The sequence below is a fragment of the Methanoculleus sp. UBA413 genome (assembly GCF_002502935.1).
Classification (GTDB): Archaea; Halobacteriota; Methanomicrobia; order Methanomicrobiales; family Methanoculleaceae; genus Methanoculleus; species Methanoculleus bourgensis.
The window spans coordinates 49,148-63,973 of the sequence record NZ_DAQR01000134.1 but is presented as its reverse complement, the minus strand read 5'-3'; the positions used below and the strand labels follow the sequence as shown (position 1 = coordinate 63,973).

Here is a 14,826-nt window from a genome sequence, read left to right as displayed (position 1 = left end):
GGGGGACGGAGGGGAGCGCTCCGTGCGGGATGGGACGAAGGCCAGATATGATCTGCTAATTTGGAATCGGTGTACTAGTGCATCGACTCTCAATAGAAAGCGAGTATCGATCAGTTTTCGCACAAGACAACCGCAATCCAGGGGCCACGCCCGGGGCGGGGTGGGGCATACAAGGAGCGCCTTCTTCCGGGAGGGGGTCGCCCTCTCCGGAAGAAGAGTTTGGGGACAAACCCCGAGATTACCAGCCGCCCCGGATCTAAATACGAGACTCCTCTTCTCCCTTCCCGCCCGTCACCCGGAGATCGTCCGCAAACCAGACAGTCCTCTGCGGGTAGGGCATCTCGATACCATTCTCCTCAAGTTTCTTCACGATATCCCAGAGAAGCTCGGTCCTGACATCCCACCAGTTCTGGGTCGGCGCCCATATACGGGCAGTCAGGTTGAGGCAATCATCGCCGAGGTTATCAACAAAGACCGACGGCGCCGGGTTCTTCAGCGCAAACGGGTGAGCCTCGATGACCTCCTTCGTGAGCCGGATTGCCTCGTTCGCATCGTCCTCATACCGGATGCTGATTGAGTACTCGAACCGCCGGGCAGCGTTATGGACGTAGTTGGTGATATTCGAGGTGAAGACCTTCTCGTTCGGGATCCGGGTGTAGATCCCATCGTAAGTCTTCACGATGGTCGAGAGGATCCTGATATCCTCGACGCTGCCGCTGACGCCAGCAACGTTGATGCTATCGCCGATCTTGATCGGGTGCTCGAACATAAGGAAGAGCCCTGAGACGAGGTTCGAGACGACGCTCTGACTGGCAAACCCGATGACGAGACCGGCGATACCCCCGGCCACCAGGAGACCGGAGAGGTTGATGTTGAGGTACGGGAGAGCGACGATGACTGCCCAGATGACGATGATGTAGTAGATCACCTTTGCGATGAGCTCGCGCTCGTTCTTGGGCAGCCGCTCAGCGAGGGCTCTCCTGACATTTATCGAGACTATTTTAGCGATTGCAACCCCAACAGCGATGATGACGACAAACCACAGGACATCGCTGACGGTGATCGTACCGATACCGGTAGGCGTCTCCAGGATACCGGTCACATTGAACGTCACGACAACCCCCACTCCATGAGATACCCCCGGTCGAGCACCGGGATCTTCCGCGCTTTATACAGTTCAATGGATCTTGCCATACCCGGAATGGGCGGGGAGTCGATGAAGTCTGTCTCTGCCATAACCGGGCTGACAATCTTCATCGTGGCGGTGGTCGCCACGATATCCCCATAGTAGATCTTCATATCGACACTATCAAAGACAACAGACGAGACCTCGACCCACTCGTGGGACGCGTTCTGGATGGAGAGTTCCATCACCCCCTCACTGAAACGCTCAACCTGGGGTATCTCCGAATACACCGCACTCCTGTACCAGCGGACGATGACCCCGCTGGTCGGCGAACCGTAGAGCGCATATTTCTGGGTGCCGGTGCCGAAGACATCCAGCACCTCGATACCTTTTTCAGACTCCAGAAAGACGCCGATCTCGACAGGAAACTTCAGGTAGATCGTCCGTGCAGCCCCGGGCTCAATAACTATCGGGGTAAACTCCATCTGTAGAAAATCCGTGACCTCCTTTGGGAGGTTGACCGGTTCCACCGGGTTGATGATGATCCTGGCCGTCTCCGAGACCAGGATCCGCTTGAACGCACGCCCTTCGCACCTCCGCCGGTAGGTCAGGAGACCGTCAATTTGTTCGGTTTCCACCAGGATATCGCCGACTTCGCAACGAAAAGTGTCATAGTACTGCCCGAACATCAATTATGATCTGCAAATAATCAAATATCAACCTACTTCAATGGCACAGGGTGCCGCTCCCGCGTCCCGGCATCCGGTCGGGAAGAAGCCCGTAAAACGAGCAATCTGCACAGTCAGGGAATGAATGACGTATATTGTGGGAACCCCGGATGTTTGGCACCCGGGCAATCTGACAAGGTATAAATAACAAGTTGCCCTGACAGCAGAATCCGGAGAGGATAAACAGACACCCTTTTAAGCGGGAGTTCCAGACACTTTTCAAGCGTGTTTGTTTCCGATCGCAGTGGTACACCCCTCATCGTCACCCCCGGCAGGGCGGGTAACCGCCTGGGACCGGAACCGGTAATAGTCAGGAGGCACTGTACCTGCCGGCGCCAGGGATCTCCACCTGCGACCCGGAGGGGGAGGGGGCCGGCGGCTTTGCGGGGACGAGAAATTGTTCCCGGGTGATGCGCGTGAAGATGAACCAACAGAGAGTCAAAGAAACCATGAATCGGAGCCAGGTACCCGTGAGTATCTTCGACCACCTTCAGCAACCGGCACTCGTTCTCGACCGCGAGGGGCGGGTGGTCATCTGGAACGACAGCATTGCACAATACACCGGCGTTGCGGCGGCAGAGATCATAGGAGAAGGTGGCTATGCGCACGCAAAAGCGCTCTTCGGGGAGAGGCGCCCCACCCTGGCTGACTGCGTCCTGACGCACAGCAACCCTGGAAGCGACTACTACCGCCTCCTGGCCCATGACGGCGAAGAGTTGCTCGCCGAATCGCGCATACCCCTGGTCTCAGGCAGGAAGGTTGCCTGCATGGCCGTCCCGCTCTATGGCCCTGCAGGCAGGCAGATCGGTGCGGTCGAGACCTTCCAGGACATCCCCCGAGAGGAGCTGGTCAACGAGTCTGCCGGGGCGCCGGAGGACGAGGTACAGGTCCTCGCAAAATCGCTGCCAGATATGATCTTCACGCTCAACCGGGATGGTGTCTTCCTGCGGTTCCTCTGGACTGGAGGCCGGGATCTGGGGCTGGATCCGGCAGAGATCACGGGCAGGACACCCCGCGCCCTGTTCCCGGAGGAGGAGGCAGACTTCCTCTCCCGGGCTGTCCGCAGGGTCATCGAGACGGGAGAGGTGATCTCTGAGACACGGTCGTTTCTGTGGCACGATGAGCAACGGTCGTTCCAGGTCACCATTCATCCGCTACACGACGCCGCCGGAGAGATCGTGGCAGCCACCGGGGTTGGCCGCGACATCACGAGGGAACTTCTCCGTGAATGGACCCTCCAGGAGACCAGCCGGTTCTCCAGCCTCTACCTTGACCTGCTCGGCACCGATATCTACAACACCAACATGGTTGCGGCAACCATCATCGAGATGCTCAGGGAACGGCTCTCCGGCGAGGAGGCGGAGCTCGCGCAAAGGGTCAAGAACACGATCGAGCAGGGGATCAACGTCATCAAAAACGTCGAACTCTTAAATACGCTCAACAAACACCACATCCGCCTGGAACCGGTCGACCTTGATGCCGTCATCCGCGGCCAGATCCAGCGGTATGCAGGGATCGATATCCACTACGAGGGAGGGAGCTGCATGGTCTGGGCAAACCCCCTCCTCGAACACGTCATATCCAACCTGATCAGCAACAGCATCAAGTTCGGCGGGATGAAGGTGCGGATCGATATCGGGGTCATGGAGACCGGGGATATCGTGACGCTCTCCGTCGCAGATACCGGCATCGGTATACCGGACCACTTAAAACTCAACGTCTTCGATCGCTTCAGCCAGGGCAGCAAAACCGCTTCCGGAAGCAGGGGCCTTGGGCTCCATATCGTCAAGACCCTCACGAACCGCTACGGCGGGCGCGTCTGGGCGGCGGACCGGGTGCCGGGCAGGCCGGAGGAGGGAGCGGCAATAAAGGTGATCCTGCAGAAGTGTTAGGGCGGCGAACCCGGTACTCAGGTATATATTCCCTGAGAAACCATATCATACCGCATCATTCCCACCGGGGACTTCTCCAATGATAAGAACCATATGTTTTAAAGAACGGCGATATATCGAAGAGCTGAGAATTCTTACCCGGGCGACCGCGCTCGACTGCATCATCGATGAGCGCTTCGACCGCATAGTATACCTCATAAAAGAGGGAGATATGGGCCTTGCTATCGGCAGGAAGGGAAGCAATATCCGAAAGATGCAGCGGGTCCTCGGGAAACGTATCGAGATGGTCGAATATTCTCCTGAAATTGAAAGATTCACAAAAAATGCTTTTAAACCGGCTGACGTCGTCGGCGTGAAGAAGGAAGACGACGGGCGGCTCACCGTATACGTCAATAAAGGCGATCTCGGCATTGCTATCGGGAAAGGTGGGTGCACCATCGAGAAGGCACGGCTCCTGCTCTCCCGGTACTTTGATACCGACCTCGGCGAGGTGCTGGCAGGGGGAGAGGCCCATGCGTGACTGGAGCATCCTCGACGAGGTCTGGCAGGTCATCCAGGACCGGGCGGAACACCCCTCGGCCGAGAGTTACGTCAGTTCCGTCCTGACTCACCGAAAGGGGATTGACAAATCCCTGGAGAAGGTCGGCGAAGAAGCGGTCGAGTTCATCCTGGCCGCAAAGAATCAGGTCCCGGAGAGGACGGTCTCAGAAGCGGCCGACCTCCTCTTCCACTTCCTGGTAGCGTTGCAGGCATCAGGCACCGACGTGGCAGACGTGCTTGATGAACTTGCCGCCCGCCGGAAATAACAACCTTTTGTGATCTCCCGGTACATCAAGGGAGGGGATCGTTTCACCTTTATTTTCGGGTTTGAGTGCGGATGGTCGGCCGCACGCGAAGTCGCGAAGACGCGAAGGGTTCCGGTTGGGAGGAGTTACACGGGCTTCGCACGAGAGGCAACAATCGCATGGACAAGAGTAGATGAAATGCTCTACTAGTGGATTATTTCATCTTAATTTGCAGGTCTTGGCGTGTATCACGCGGAAGATCGCGAAGGGATGTGGAGCGTTCATGGGGCAGAGCGCGAGGCTGTACGCAGGAAAGCAATCTATTCGCCAGGCTCTCACCCATGCTGTGGACCGTGGTGGGCATCGCCCGGGGGATGGGGACAGGGGAGGGGGCTCGCCCCCTCCCCGCACAAGCTGGATCCGGGGCACGATGCACCAGAGCAGGGGGTCTCCCACTCGCCAAATCGGGGCGGTATTCATGGAAATTTTAGCTGAAATACTCCCGTAGCGCGAGGGGCGTACCTTTTTCGTGCGTGAGCAGATCCGTTCAGAGGTACTCCTTCAGGTCCACCATCCTCGGGAGATCGTCTTTCCTGACTGCTGCGGTCTCCACGACCGTATCTTCGATCATGATGGGAGCTCGGTAGCGCAGAGCGATGGCTATCCCGTCGCTCGGTCGGCAGTCCATGATCTCGGTGCGCGAGCCCTGGCTGAGGAGGAGTTTGGCGTAGAAGACCCCTTCCTCCAGGGAGTCGATGTGCAGGGCGTCAAGCGTGATGTCAAACCTCCGGAAGAGGTCGACGATGAGGTCGTGGGTGATGGGCCGGGGAAGCATCTCACTATTCAGTGCGTTGTTTATCGATATCGCTTCCCAGAGGCCAACATATATGGGTATTGTGCTGTCACCCCCGGCATCCAGAACGACTGTCGGCGCCGCTCCCATCTCGCTCACCGACATGAACACGCCCTGCACCCGGCAACGTTGAGCAGTCATGTGATCTGACATGAGTCTTATAGTGTTTAAACCTTGGGGTGGATCACCGGTGCTTTCTGGCGCGGGCGAGGAACTCACGCCGCATTATTGAGAGGCTCGGCAGCAGCCCGAGGAAGATGTTGAGGTAGTAGAGGATCAGTCTCCAGAGAAGAACAAAGACGCCGACGATCGATGACGGGACGAAGAGGCTGTAGAACGACGTGGCGCCGAGCTCCGCAACGCCCGAACCCCCGGGTGTGAGCGGGATCATCATGATGATAGCGATGACGAGCTGGACAACGAACGACTCGATGAAGTACGGCTGCTGCCCCAGCCCCAGGAGGAGCATCGATGCGATGACGAACTCCGAGAGCCAGAAGAGTGCCGTGAAGAAAAAACCCCACACAAGACCGCTTTTCCCGTGGTTCACGAACTCGACAAGACCGCGGTTGAAGTTATCCACTTCCCGGTCGATCGTCCCCAGGAGCTGCTCAAACCGCCTTAAGTGCCAGCGCCGGTCGATCCAGCGCGATATCCGTTTGAGGACCCGTTTTAGGTAGTCAGGGTTCTTCACAGAGTAGACGAAGATCAGTACAAAGATGGTGACTGATATCCAGGCGGCGTACATGATGAAACTCACGCCGCTGAATCCTGAGGCAAGGCTGCTCCAGTACCTGCCGAGGAAGAGCATGGCAAAAGCTCCTGCCGCCCCAAGGACGATCCCGTCGATGACCCGTTCCATGATGACGATGGCGGTGGCGTCCCCGACGGTGACGCCCGCCCGGTAGAGTTCATGGACCCGGACCGGTTCGCCGCCAGCCTGCGAAGGGGTGACCGCCGCAACGAGCATGTTCGCCAGCACCAGGTTCAGGCAGTGCTTGAACCCCACCCGGTAGCCGAGCGACGCCGACATCTTCTGGATGCGGAGCGCCCAGAACCCGAGCGAGAGGATATGGAGGAGTACGGCAAGGATCAGGTAGAAGGGGTTTACGTGGCTGAGATACTCGATCGTCGTCTCATCGACGGTGAAGTAGAGGACGCCACCCATAACAAGAGCGCTAAACCCGATCGAAACGAGCAGCCACTTCCACTGAGACTTCTCCATTCTTCACGCACCCGGCTCCACAAGGCCGATCCCCTGGCACCGGCCGGCACCAGCAATTCCTGATGTTTTTCAAAAATTACCCGAAATAGGACTAATAAGGTATCGTATAGCTACTATTTAATCAGTGGTTTTATCGCTGAAATGGGTGGATGCCGGATCTACCGGAGAGCGCCATGGGGACCGGACGGGGAACTCCCGCGCGGACCGGTTGGTGCATCGAGTCATCTTACTTTGCGGGCTTAGCGTGTGAGACAGATCGCCAGTTGCACGCAGAAGGCCGTGAAGGGCTGTAAAACATGAGATGCAGTGGTCCCCACTAGTGGAGCATTTCATCTAATATTGTCCATGCAATACCATCTCACGCGAAGGGCGCGAAGCCGCGAAGTTCGGTTGCTGGGCGGCAGAGTCCCCTTCGCGTCCTTCGCGCCTTCGCGTGCGGTGGCGATTGCTACTACGCACAGGACCCGCAACATAAGGTGAAACGGTCCACTAGTGGATCGATTCCAAAATAGCGGACCACATCTGACCTTCATCCCATCCCGCACGGAGCGCTCCCCTCCGCTCCCCTACCCCGCCCGCGCTGCGCGCTCCTCCCCCGCCCCCTCCCGGGGGCGAGGGCAGTCATGGCGATATCCAGTGGGAAGCCGCGCCAGGAATAGTGCTGGCGACGATTTCCCGGAAGGATAGGCAGGGGGGAACTGCCCCGGAGCGGGTTCTCCTCCGGGTTCTCCCCTTGGAGAGGACCGTGGGGATATCACCATCGGGGGAGGGGACCGGGGAGGGGGTTTCCCCCGCCCCGCAGGCGGGTACCTATACGTTCCCCCTCAAAGCCCCCGCCCCCAGAGGGGGGGGCAGTACGTGGGGATACCCGAGAATAGCCGTCTCCCGGGATGCAAACCCCCGGAAAGTGTGAAACGAGATCGATACTCCCCTCCGTTGAGAGTGCCGGTAATTGGGAATCGTTACACTAGACCGTAAAGAGGCCCCGCTCACCGGTGACCCGCAGCAGCCCCGCACGGATGCCGGCATCGAGCCATGCATACCCGTAGCTGAACCGGGCGAGGGCACCGACGAGGTCGCCCGCCTCGAGTCGTTCAACCCCCTCTGCATACCAGGACCGCGCCGTAGCATGGAGTTCCCTTGAGCCAGCATACAGTGGACTCGCCTCGTCCGGCGCCGCCTCGACCATCGTGAGGGCGGACTGGAGCATCCGCCGGTAGCGGTGGGTCTTCTCGTGGAGGTGGGCGCTCTTCGCGTCAGGGATGCACGCGTCCACCTCACCGGGAGGGTGGGCGGCGAGCGGTGCGAGCAGCCCGAGCCGCAAGCCTGCGTCAAGCCAGCCGAGCCCGTAGGCAAACCCGGCAAGCGCGTTCACCGGGTCGCCGTCCCCAAGAAACGTCGTGCCATCATCCTGGTAGGCGACAGCCATCTCAAGCACCTCTGCTGCCGCCCGGTGGAGGAGAGTTCCTTCCGGAACAGCGATCCGGGTCCGGCAAAGGGCCTCCCTGAAGAGGACCCCATAGTCATCGAAGTTCATAGACCGGCAAAGATCTCCAGGTACTCCCGCTCCATGGGATGGAGGTCGGCCGGGACGACGAGGACATGGAGCGGGGGCCCGAACTGGGTCTCCTTGAGTTTCGCGCCGGAGCCTGCCGCAACCACCGGGCTCTCCGACCCCGCCCGGGCGATACCCACGTAGAGCGCGGGCGGTTCGATGCCGCGCTTCGCTGCCATCTCCTCGATGATGGCGATCGCCTCCGGGATGCGCATGTAACGATCCATCTGGATATCAAGAAAGACCAGCGTGTGCAGGTTCAGGTCCAGGTTTGCCGCGATCGTCTCGACAGGGGCCGTCGGGAACCACCCCTTTGCGGGAAACGGCACCGAACAGGACTTCCCGAACCGGTAGTTCTGGAGCCCCGAGAGACCGCAGACCGCGCTTGATATGGACGAGGCGTGGATGATCGACGTCGCAACCCCTGCAGCGGCGGCACGCATCCGCAGGTCGGCATGGGTCGTCGAGACCATGGGGTCTCCCCCGGTCAGGAACGCAACCCGGCCTCTCGCGGCACGCTCTATGATATCACGGGGGTTCTGCTCGACATCCTCCCGGCTGAGCACCCGGATCTCGTTCTCAAAGAACGCTTCCATCTCCACGACATCGGTCCCCATCAGCCGTGATGTGTACGCCTCCAGGTAGACGGCATCGGCATTTCGGACGCATTCGAGGCCCTTGAGGGATATATCCCCGAGATCGTAGAGCCCGAGCCCCACAAACGTCAGCATGGCCGGCTCCCTCCGGGACCGAGCGGGGATCTGCCGCGACCGTTGTGCATCATATTTTGCGGTGCGTGAGGCGGATCGCCGGTCGCACGCGAAGACGCGAAGAACGCGAAGGGCGGGACGGGAAACGGGAAAACTTCGCGGCTTCGCGGCAACGCGAGAGGCAACCCGGGGTGCGTGGAATTATGAGCTGCCCCGGAACAGTAGGATTTCACCTTCATCCCTCAAACGTCAGCGTTCCATCGTCGTAGAAGTAACGGATCCGGGGGGTCGTCCTGCCGCGGATGCCGACGATGCGGAGATCCCGCTCCACCAACCCCTCCCCGTCGTTCGACCTCACCTCGATGACCATGCTCATCAACTGCTTCATCGTGGCCACGGTCTTCTCATCGAACGACTCACTGTTGAGAACATAGATACCGAGCCCCTCCAGTTTCTTCACCCTGTTGGTGATAACATGGAGGAACCGGAAGGTCACCTCCAGTCCCGTGTACATAAGGAGCGTCGAGACCGAGTTCACGCAGAGCCGGATCGGCGGGGGCATCGGCCCCGGCGGGTCGGCCATTACGCCCTCCCTCCACATACTCTCCACCATCCGGGAGAACTTGATCCCCATGCTGGTCAGGTCGACGGGGCTCGTGACAAACTTCGCCTTCGGTGTATCCCGGAGAGTCGGCACCGAGCTCTTCGTGATTGCATCGATGATCCCGACCTGGTTCCTGCCCGCCCCGAGGTTTCGGAACGCACCGACGACGTCAGAGGCGCGGTCGTCAGTCGAGATCGCGATCGTCCACTCACCCGCGCCCGGGCAGGCCACCCTGTAGGCAAGACGCTCTGCGTAGGCCAGGGGCGGGGCCAGGATGAGGACGTTCGTGCTGGCCCGCAGGCCCCCGAACTCCCTATCAATCAGCGGGATGCCGGTTGTGTAGCGGTACATCTTAATACAACACCTATGCCAGGAGACGATAGATAAGGCCTCCGATAAGGAGTCCGAGGGAGACGGTGTAGATCGTGACCGCGAGCGTGATCCGTGAGCCGACCTCACGTAAGAGGACCGTGATGGTCGCAAGGCAGGGGACGAAGAGGACAGTCACGACGGCAAATATGTAGAGTTGGAGGGACGTGAGCACCGCCCCGAGGTTTGCCGTGCCGGCGAGGATCGCAAGGGTCTCAAACGCCATCTCTTTTCTGAGAATCCCGAATATGAGCGCTGTCGCCGAGTAGCCGGGGAGGCCGAGGAGAGCCATGGTATAGGGCTCCACTATCTGCTCAAATACGGTCATGATGCCGAAGAATTCGAGCAGACCGAGGACGACGCTTCCTGCGAGGAGGAGCGGCATGGCGATGAAGAGGAACTCGGAGAGGCGCGACCAGGCCTTCTTCATCACCAGTTTCGGATCGGGCCGTCGGAGCGGGACCATCTCCATGATCATCCCGAACTGCTCCCCGGGCGTTACGCGGGAGAGGACGAGCCCCGTGAGGAGGATCAGGACAAAGACGATGGCATATACGCTGAACGCCGCCCCGATGCCGACGAAACTGGCTACTATCCCGGCGATGATGACGGTCCGTGCCGAGCAGGGGACCATTGTGACCAGGAACGAGGCGATGATGCGTTCGCGCCGGGAGTGCAGGAGCCGGACGCTCATGATCGCCGGGACGTTGCACCCGAACGCCAGGGTGAGGGGGATGACCGCGCCGCCGTGCATCCCGACCCGGTGCATGGCGTTGTCGGCGAGGAAGGCAGCCCGGGTCATGTATCCGGAGTCCTCGAGGATGGAGATGATGATGTAGAAGAGGAAGACGTACGGGAACGCTATCCCAAGGCCTGCCTGGAGCGCGAGTAGGATGGATGTTCCCAGTGCTTCTGCCAGCGGCGGCAGCCCGAGGGCGAGGAACGGCTGGAGCGCAAATATCTCGAAGAATTCGACGATCAGTTCTTCGAGGAACGATCCCGCGATGAAGACCAGGAGGAGCATTCCTACCAGGATCCCAAGAAGGATCGGGATTCCGGGGATCACCCGCGTCAGGATACTGTCCAGGTCGGTCCGGGGGAGCGGCGTCTCTTCCCTGATGGTGAGGTCGGCGAGCTGGCGGGCGAAGTTGTGCCGGTTGGCGGCGATGATCTGGGCGGCCGTCATACGGTGCCGGGACTCGATCTCGTCGACGATTGTCCGTGCCGCCTCGAGGAACTCCGGGTTATCGCCAAACCCCAGGAGTGCCTGGATACTCTCCTTCCGGTCGGCCCCGAACATCTTCCCGAGGCTCCGGATAGCGGCTTCCACGTGGTGGTCGTAGGGAACCTCCACCTTCGACGGTCGGGTGGCGGCAAGGGCCGCCGGGATGATCCGGTCGATGTTCTTTCCCTGCGACGCAGCCGTCAGGATAACGTCGACACCGAGGAGGTCGCGGAGCGGGCCGGGGTCGATCTCGAGTCCCTGTTGTATGGCTTCGTCGGCCATGTTCAGCACGACGACCATCGGAAGGCCGTACTCGGCCACCTGGAGGAGGAGGTAGAGGTTGCGTTCGAGGCGCGTGACGTTGACCACCGCGATGATCGCATCGGTCTCGTGCTGGTCCAGATACCGGCGGACCAGGGATTCTTCATCTGAGTCGCCTTCGAGCGAGTAGATGCCGGGAAGGTCCACAAGTTCGATCATCTCGCGCTGGAAGCAGGTGTTGCCGCGCTGCAGTTCAACGGTGGTCCCGGGGTAGTTGCTCACCTCCACGCCAAGGCCGGTGAGCTGATTGAAGATCAGGGATTTACCCACGCTGGGGTTGCCGACCAGCGCAAACCTCATGGACACGACTCCACGATGACCGATGCAGCGATCTCTGGGCTGATGGCGATATCGCACCCTTTTACCCTGACGACAACCGACTGGTTCGGGAGTTTTCGCCGGATCTGCACGACCTCGCCGGGGAAGATGCCGAGGTCAAGCAGCCTTCGGTTCCGCCGGGGCCCCCGCAGCATCGCCACACGGACGGTGTCTCCTTCCTTGCAGTCGAGCAGCGTGCAGGCGTCCCGCCCCCGGCAGCGCCCAAGACGCCCCGGAGGGGGCTGGGCGCCGTCCATGTAGGAGGAGAGGCGGTCGATGGTCTCATCAGAGATTCCGTGCTCGAGCGTGCAGGCTTCCCGGCTGGCTGCGTCCTCCTCGATGCCGAGCACCTCGGTCAGGAAGCACTGGAGAACACGGTGTTTCCGGGCCACCTTCGATGCAACTGTCTTTCCCTTCCCGGTCAATCTGACAGCGTCGCCCGGCGCCCGCTCCAGGTATCCTTCCTCGACCAGGGAGGCGATGGTTGCCTCGACAGCCGCCCTCCCGGTGTCGAGCGCCGCCGCCATCTCCTGCGACGTCGCCTGTTGCCTGCCGTTTTCTGTTATTGTGAGGATTGCTTCGAGGTAATCCTCAAATGTGGAGGGAAGCATGCTACAACTTCTTACACCTCAATCAGTTTATGGATTTTGATGGGGGTCGATCCACCCGCTACGTTCTCTTGAGGGGCTCAGTGCGACCGGTCAGCGGGCATATCCCCGGCAATGCCGGGGGGCGGGGGAGGCGTCAACACCATATGGTTTCGCGGACGACCGATGATCATGAAGGGGCCGGAGAGGCAGGTCACGAACAGGGACGTGGCCGAACGGCTCGCGCTCATGGGCCGGCTGCTTGAGGTCGCGGGAGCCGACCGGCACCGGGCCGGGGCGTATGCCCGGGCGGCACGGCAGGTTGACCGGCTCTCCATCCCGGTCGCCAGGCTCGATGAGGAGGCGCTCACTCGCATCCCGGGCATCGGGGTCCGGATAGCCGCGCAGATCCGGGAGATCGCCGGGACCGGGTCGTTCCAGGAACTCGATGACCTGCAGGCCACTATACCGGGAACGGTCATCGACCTCCTCGATATCAGCGGGGTGGGGCCCCGGACCCTGCATACCCTCTGGAAGAGGCTTGGTATCCAGACGATAGACGACCTGGAGGCGGCGGTGAAGGGGCGCCGGATCAGGGGACTTCGGGGGTTCGGCGCAAAGAAGGAGGAGGCGATAGGAAGGGGGATCAGGCGGTACCGCGAGAGGTCGAACCGGATGACCCGCCCACAGGCCGATGCCGTGCTCGGGAGCATAGCGGCGCTCTTTCCGGACGGGCAATATGCGGTTGCCGGGAGTTACCGCCGGGGCGCAAGCACCGTCGGGAAGATCGATATCGTCACCACCACGGACCGGGCCTCCCTCATGGACCACCTTTCGGCCGCCGCCGACGCGGTCGCCGGCGAGAACGACGGGGCGGTCTCGCTCTCCATCGGCGGTGCCCGGGTGAACGTCAGGTTCACCGACCCGGACCGGTACGGCACCGAACTCCTCTGCGCCACCGGTTCCGGGGCGTTTTTAGCCAGGCTCGCCGCTGTGGCGCTCGAACAGGGGTACCGGCTGGAGCCAGGCGGCCTCGTCGACTCTGCGAGCGGCCGCCTGCAGGCATTCGGGAGCGAAGAGGAGGTCTTCGGGTTCCTCGGCATGGAAACCGTCCCGCCGGAGTTGCGCGAGGACCGGGGCGAGATCGAACTCGCCCTCAGCCGCACCCTCCCCGACCTCGTCGAACTTCGCAACCTGCGGGGAGACCTCCATGCGCACACGACCGCAAGCGATGGCCGCCAGTCGCTTGAGGATGTGGCGGCGGCAGGGGATGCCATGGGCTACGAGTATATCGCGATCACAGACCACTCCTCACGGGTGAGCCTGGAAGCACTCGCAAAGCAGCAGGCCGGGATCGAGCGGGTCAACCGGCGGCATACCTGCCAGCTCCTCGCCGGGACCGAGGTGGATATCAGGAGCGACGGCAGCCTTGGGTACCCAAATGGGGTCCTTGCAGACCTCGACCTGGTGATAGCCTCGGTCCACTCAGGGTTTGACCAGGACCAGGATGTCCTGACCCGGCGCGTGCTCAACGCGATGGAGAACGAGCATGTCGATATCATCGGCCACCCCACCGGACGTCTCCTCGGCAGGAGGCCGCCGTATGCGATCGACCTTGCGCGGGTGATCGACCATGCAGCCGCAACAGGGACTGCGCTCGAGATCAATGCGTCGCCCTACCGGCTGGATCTTGAGGATATTTATATCTGGCACGCGAAGAGGAAAGGAGTGAAACTGGCTGCAGGGACCGATGCCCACCGGGTGGGCGAATTTTCGAATATCTGCTACGGCATCATGATGGCGCGCCGGGGCTGGTGCACCCCCGACGATCTCGCAAATACCCTCTCTCTACCTGAGTTGCTGGAGTGGAGGTCGTGATCTACCGGCTCTACGAGAGGAGACTCCTCGCTGACCTCCACACGCTCCCGGAGCAGATCTGCTTCATGATCACCGAGCAGGATATGCTCGATGCCCCGGGCAACCTCTCCCTCGCCGTCCAGTGGTGCCGCGATCTCGGGATCAAGAGTGTCATGTTCCATATCAGCACCGACGATCCGGCAAGGCTCGAACGCTGTCTCCCGCTGATCCGCACGATCTCCTCGATCGCACGCCTGACCCTGCACTACGGGGATGAGAGTGAGGTCAGCGGGGAAGGAATGGGCGTGACGGTGGCGATCGGGAAGAGCGGCCGGGAGGAGATTGCCGACTGCGTGAGGAGGATGGCCGAAGACGGGGTGGACCCGGCATCGGTTGACGAGGGGTTGCTGGAATCATACCTCACCTTCAAGTACGAGCCTGACCTCGTCATCAAGACCGGCGGGGACCACCTGACCGACTTTCTCATCTGGCAGTCGGTCTACTCAGAGCTCTTCTTCCTCGATGTGAACTGGGCGCTGCTCAGAAAAGTGGATTTTCTCAGGGCACTCCGGGATTTCCAGTCCCGGGCAAGGCGTTTTGGGAAGTGAAACCCCGGGCAGCGCCGGTGCAATCTCTATACAACCGTTGACGCACGAAATCTGCGTGAGTAT

At 60.8% G+C, this 14,826-nt stretch carries 14 protein-coding genes; 5 read left to right on the top strand and 9 right to left on the bottom strand.

Annotated elements, in window-relative coordinates; all coding sequences use genetic code 11:
* Positions 1-256: 256 nt before the first annotated feature.
* Positions 257-1,126 (bottom strand): mechanosensitive ion channel family protein, encoded by an 870-nt coding sequence (locus tag BP858_RS11780; protein WP_082864888.1) that lies wholly within the window; start codon positions 1,124-1,126, stop codon positions 257-259.
* Complete coding sequence (locus tag BP858_RS11775; RefSeq protein ID WP_062262165.1) at positions 1,111-1,815, bottom strand: DUF432 domain-containing protein; 705 nt, start codon at positions 1,813-1,815, stop codon at positions 1,111-1,113. The genes BP858_RS11780 and BP858_RS11775 overlap by 16 nt, the downstream gene beginning before the upstream one ends.
* Before the next feature lie 509 nt (positions 1,816-2,324).
* Between BP858_RS11775 and BP858_RS11770 the strand changes: the two genes are divergently transcribed.
* The 3 genes from BP858_RS11770 (at position 2,325) to hisE (ending at position 4,552) form a co-directional block, all read left to right on the top strand.
* On the top strand, positions 2,325-3,746 hold the full coding sequence (locus tag BP858_RS11770) for a sensor histidine kinase (RefSeq protein WP_286879549.1): 1,422 nt from the start codon (positions 2,325-2,327) through the stop codon (positions 3,744-3,746).
* Positions 3,747-3,825: 79 nt separating this feature from the next.
* Entirely contained in the window at positions 3,826-4,266 is a 441-nt protein-coding gene (locus BP858_RS11765; RefSeq protein WP_074175111.1) for a NusA-like transcription termination signal-binding factor, read from the top strand.
* Positions 4,259-4,552 (top strand): phosphoribosyl-ATP diphosphatase, encoded by a 294-nt coding sequence (hisE, locus tag BP858_RS11760; protein ID WP_074175110.1) that lies wholly within the window; start codon positions 4,259-4,261, stop codon positions 4,550-4,552. The genes BP858_RS11765 and hisE overlap by 8 nt, the downstream gene beginning before the upstream one ends.
* A gap of 526 nt (positions 4,553-5,078) precedes the next feature.
* Here hisE and BP858_RS11755 read toward each other — a convergent pair.
* The 7 genes from BP858_RS11755 to BP858_RS11725 form a co-directional block, all read right to left on the bottom strand.
* Positions 5,079-5,525, bottom strand: coding sequence for a bifunctional nuclease family protein (locus BP858_RS11755; RefSeq protein ID WP_062266402.1), 447 nt, complete (start codon positions 5,523-5,525; stop codon positions 5,079-5,081).
* A gap of 43 nt (positions 5,526-5,568) precedes the next feature.
* Complete coding sequence (locus BP858_RS11750) at positions 5,569-6,609, bottom strand: lysylphosphatidylglycerol synthase transmembrane domain-containing protein (protein WP_074175109.1); 1,041 nt, start codon at positions 6,607-6,609, stop codon at positions 5,569-5,571.
* A 967-nt stretch (positions 6,610-7,576) separates the two neighbouring features.
* On the bottom strand, positions 7,577-8,146 hold the full coding sequence (locus tag BP858_RS11745) for a DUF357 domain-containing protein (RefSeq protein WP_014866508.1): 570 nt from the start codon (positions 8,144-8,146) through the stop codon (positions 7,577-7,579).
* Positions 8,143-8,895, bottom strand: coding sequence for a diphthine synthase (dph5, locus tag BP858_RS11740; RefSeq protein ID WP_062262153.1), 753 nt, complete (start codon positions 8,893-8,895; stop codon positions 8,143-8,145). Before dph5 ends, BP858_RS11745 begins: the two co-directional genes overlap by 4 nt.
* A gap of 214 nt (positions 8,896-9,109) precedes the next feature.
* Positions 9,110-9,829 (bottom strand): RAD55 family ATPase, encoded by a 720-nt coding sequence (locus tag BP858_RS11735; protein WP_062262150.1) that lies wholly within the window; start codon positions 9,827-9,829, stop codon positions 9,110-9,112.
* A gap of 13 nt (positions 9,830-9,842) precedes the next feature.
* Entirely contained in the window at positions 9,843-11,693 is a 1,851-nt protein-coding gene (gene feoB, locus BP858_RS11730) for a ferrous iron transport protein B (protein WP_074175107.1), read from the bottom strand.
* Positions 11,690-12,322 carry a DtxR family transcriptional regulator gene (locus BP858_RS11725; RefSeq protein WP_062262147.1) on the bottom strand — a complete coding sequence of 211 codons (633 nt, stop codon included), beginning with the start codon at positions 12,320-12,322 and terminating at the stop codon, positions 11,690-11,692. Before BP858_RS11725 ends, feoB begins: the two co-directional genes overlap by 4 nt.
* Before the next feature lie 168 nt (positions 12,323-12,490).
* Between BP858_RS11725 and BP858_RS11720 the strand changes: the two genes are divergently transcribed.
* Positions 12,491-14,176, top strand: a complete 1,686-nt coding sequence (locus BP858_RS11720; protein WP_074176105.1) for a helix-hairpin-helix domain-containing protein — start codon at positions 12,491-12,493, stop codon at positions 14,174-14,176.
* A complete protein-coding gene (locus tag BP858_RS11715) occupies positions 14,173-14,763 on the top strand; it encodes an undecaprenyl diphosphate synthase family protein (protein ID WP_062266400.1) in 591 nt (196 codons plus the stop codon). The genes BP858_RS11720 and BP858_RS11715 overlap by 4 nt, the downstream gene beginning before the upstream one ends.
* The last annotated feature ends 63 nt before the right edge of the window (positions 14,764-14,826 follow it).

Excerpts from the sequence above, each read along its gene's own strand:
- BP858_RS11745 (WP_014866508.1), bottom strand. The coding sequence starts at position 8,146 with ATGAACTTCGATGACTATGGGGTCCTCTTCAGGGAGGCCCTTTGCCGG.
- feoB (WP_074175107.1), bottom strand. The coding sequence starts at position 11,693 with ATGAGGTTTGCGCTGGTCGGCAACCCCAGCGTGGGTAAATCCCTGATC.
- hisE (WP_074175110.1), top strand. The coding sequence starts at position 4,259 with ATGCGTGACTGGAGCATCCTCGACGAGGTCTGGCAGGTCATCCAGGAC.
- BP858_RS11720 (WP_074176105.1), top strand. The coding sequence starts at position 12,491 with ATGAAGGGGCCGGAGAGGCAGGTCACGAACAGGGACGTGGCCGAACGG.
- BP858_RS11725 (WP_062262147.1), bottom strand. The coding sequence starts at position 12,322 with ATGCTTCCCTCCACATTTGAGGATTACCTCGAAGCAATCCTCACAATA.
- BP858_RS11765 (WP_074175111.1), top strand. The coding sequence starts at position 3,826 with ATGATAAGAACCATATGTTTTAAAGAACGGCGATATATCGAAGAGCTG.
- BP858_RS11750 (WP_074175109.1), bottom strand. The coding sequence starts at position 6,609 with ATGGAGAAGTCTCAGTGGAAGTGGCTGCTCGTTTCGATCGGGTTTAGC.
- dph5 (WP_062262153.1), bottom strand. The coding sequence starts at position 8,895 with ATGCTGACGTTTGTGGGGCTCGGGCTCTACGATCTCGGGGATATATCC.
- BP858_RS11735 (WP_062262150.1), bottom strand. The coding sequence starts at position 9,829 with ATGTACCGCTACACAACCGGCATCCCGCTGATTGATAGGGAGTTCGGG.
- BP858_RS11775 (WP_062262165.1), bottom strand. The coding sequence starts at position 1,815 with ATGTTCGGGCAGTACTATGACACTTTTCGTTGCGAAGTCGGCGATATC.
- BP858_RS11755 (WP_062266402.1), bottom strand. The coding sequence starts at position 5,525 with ATGACTGCTCAACGTTGCCGGGTGCAGGGCGTGTTCATGTCGGTGAGC.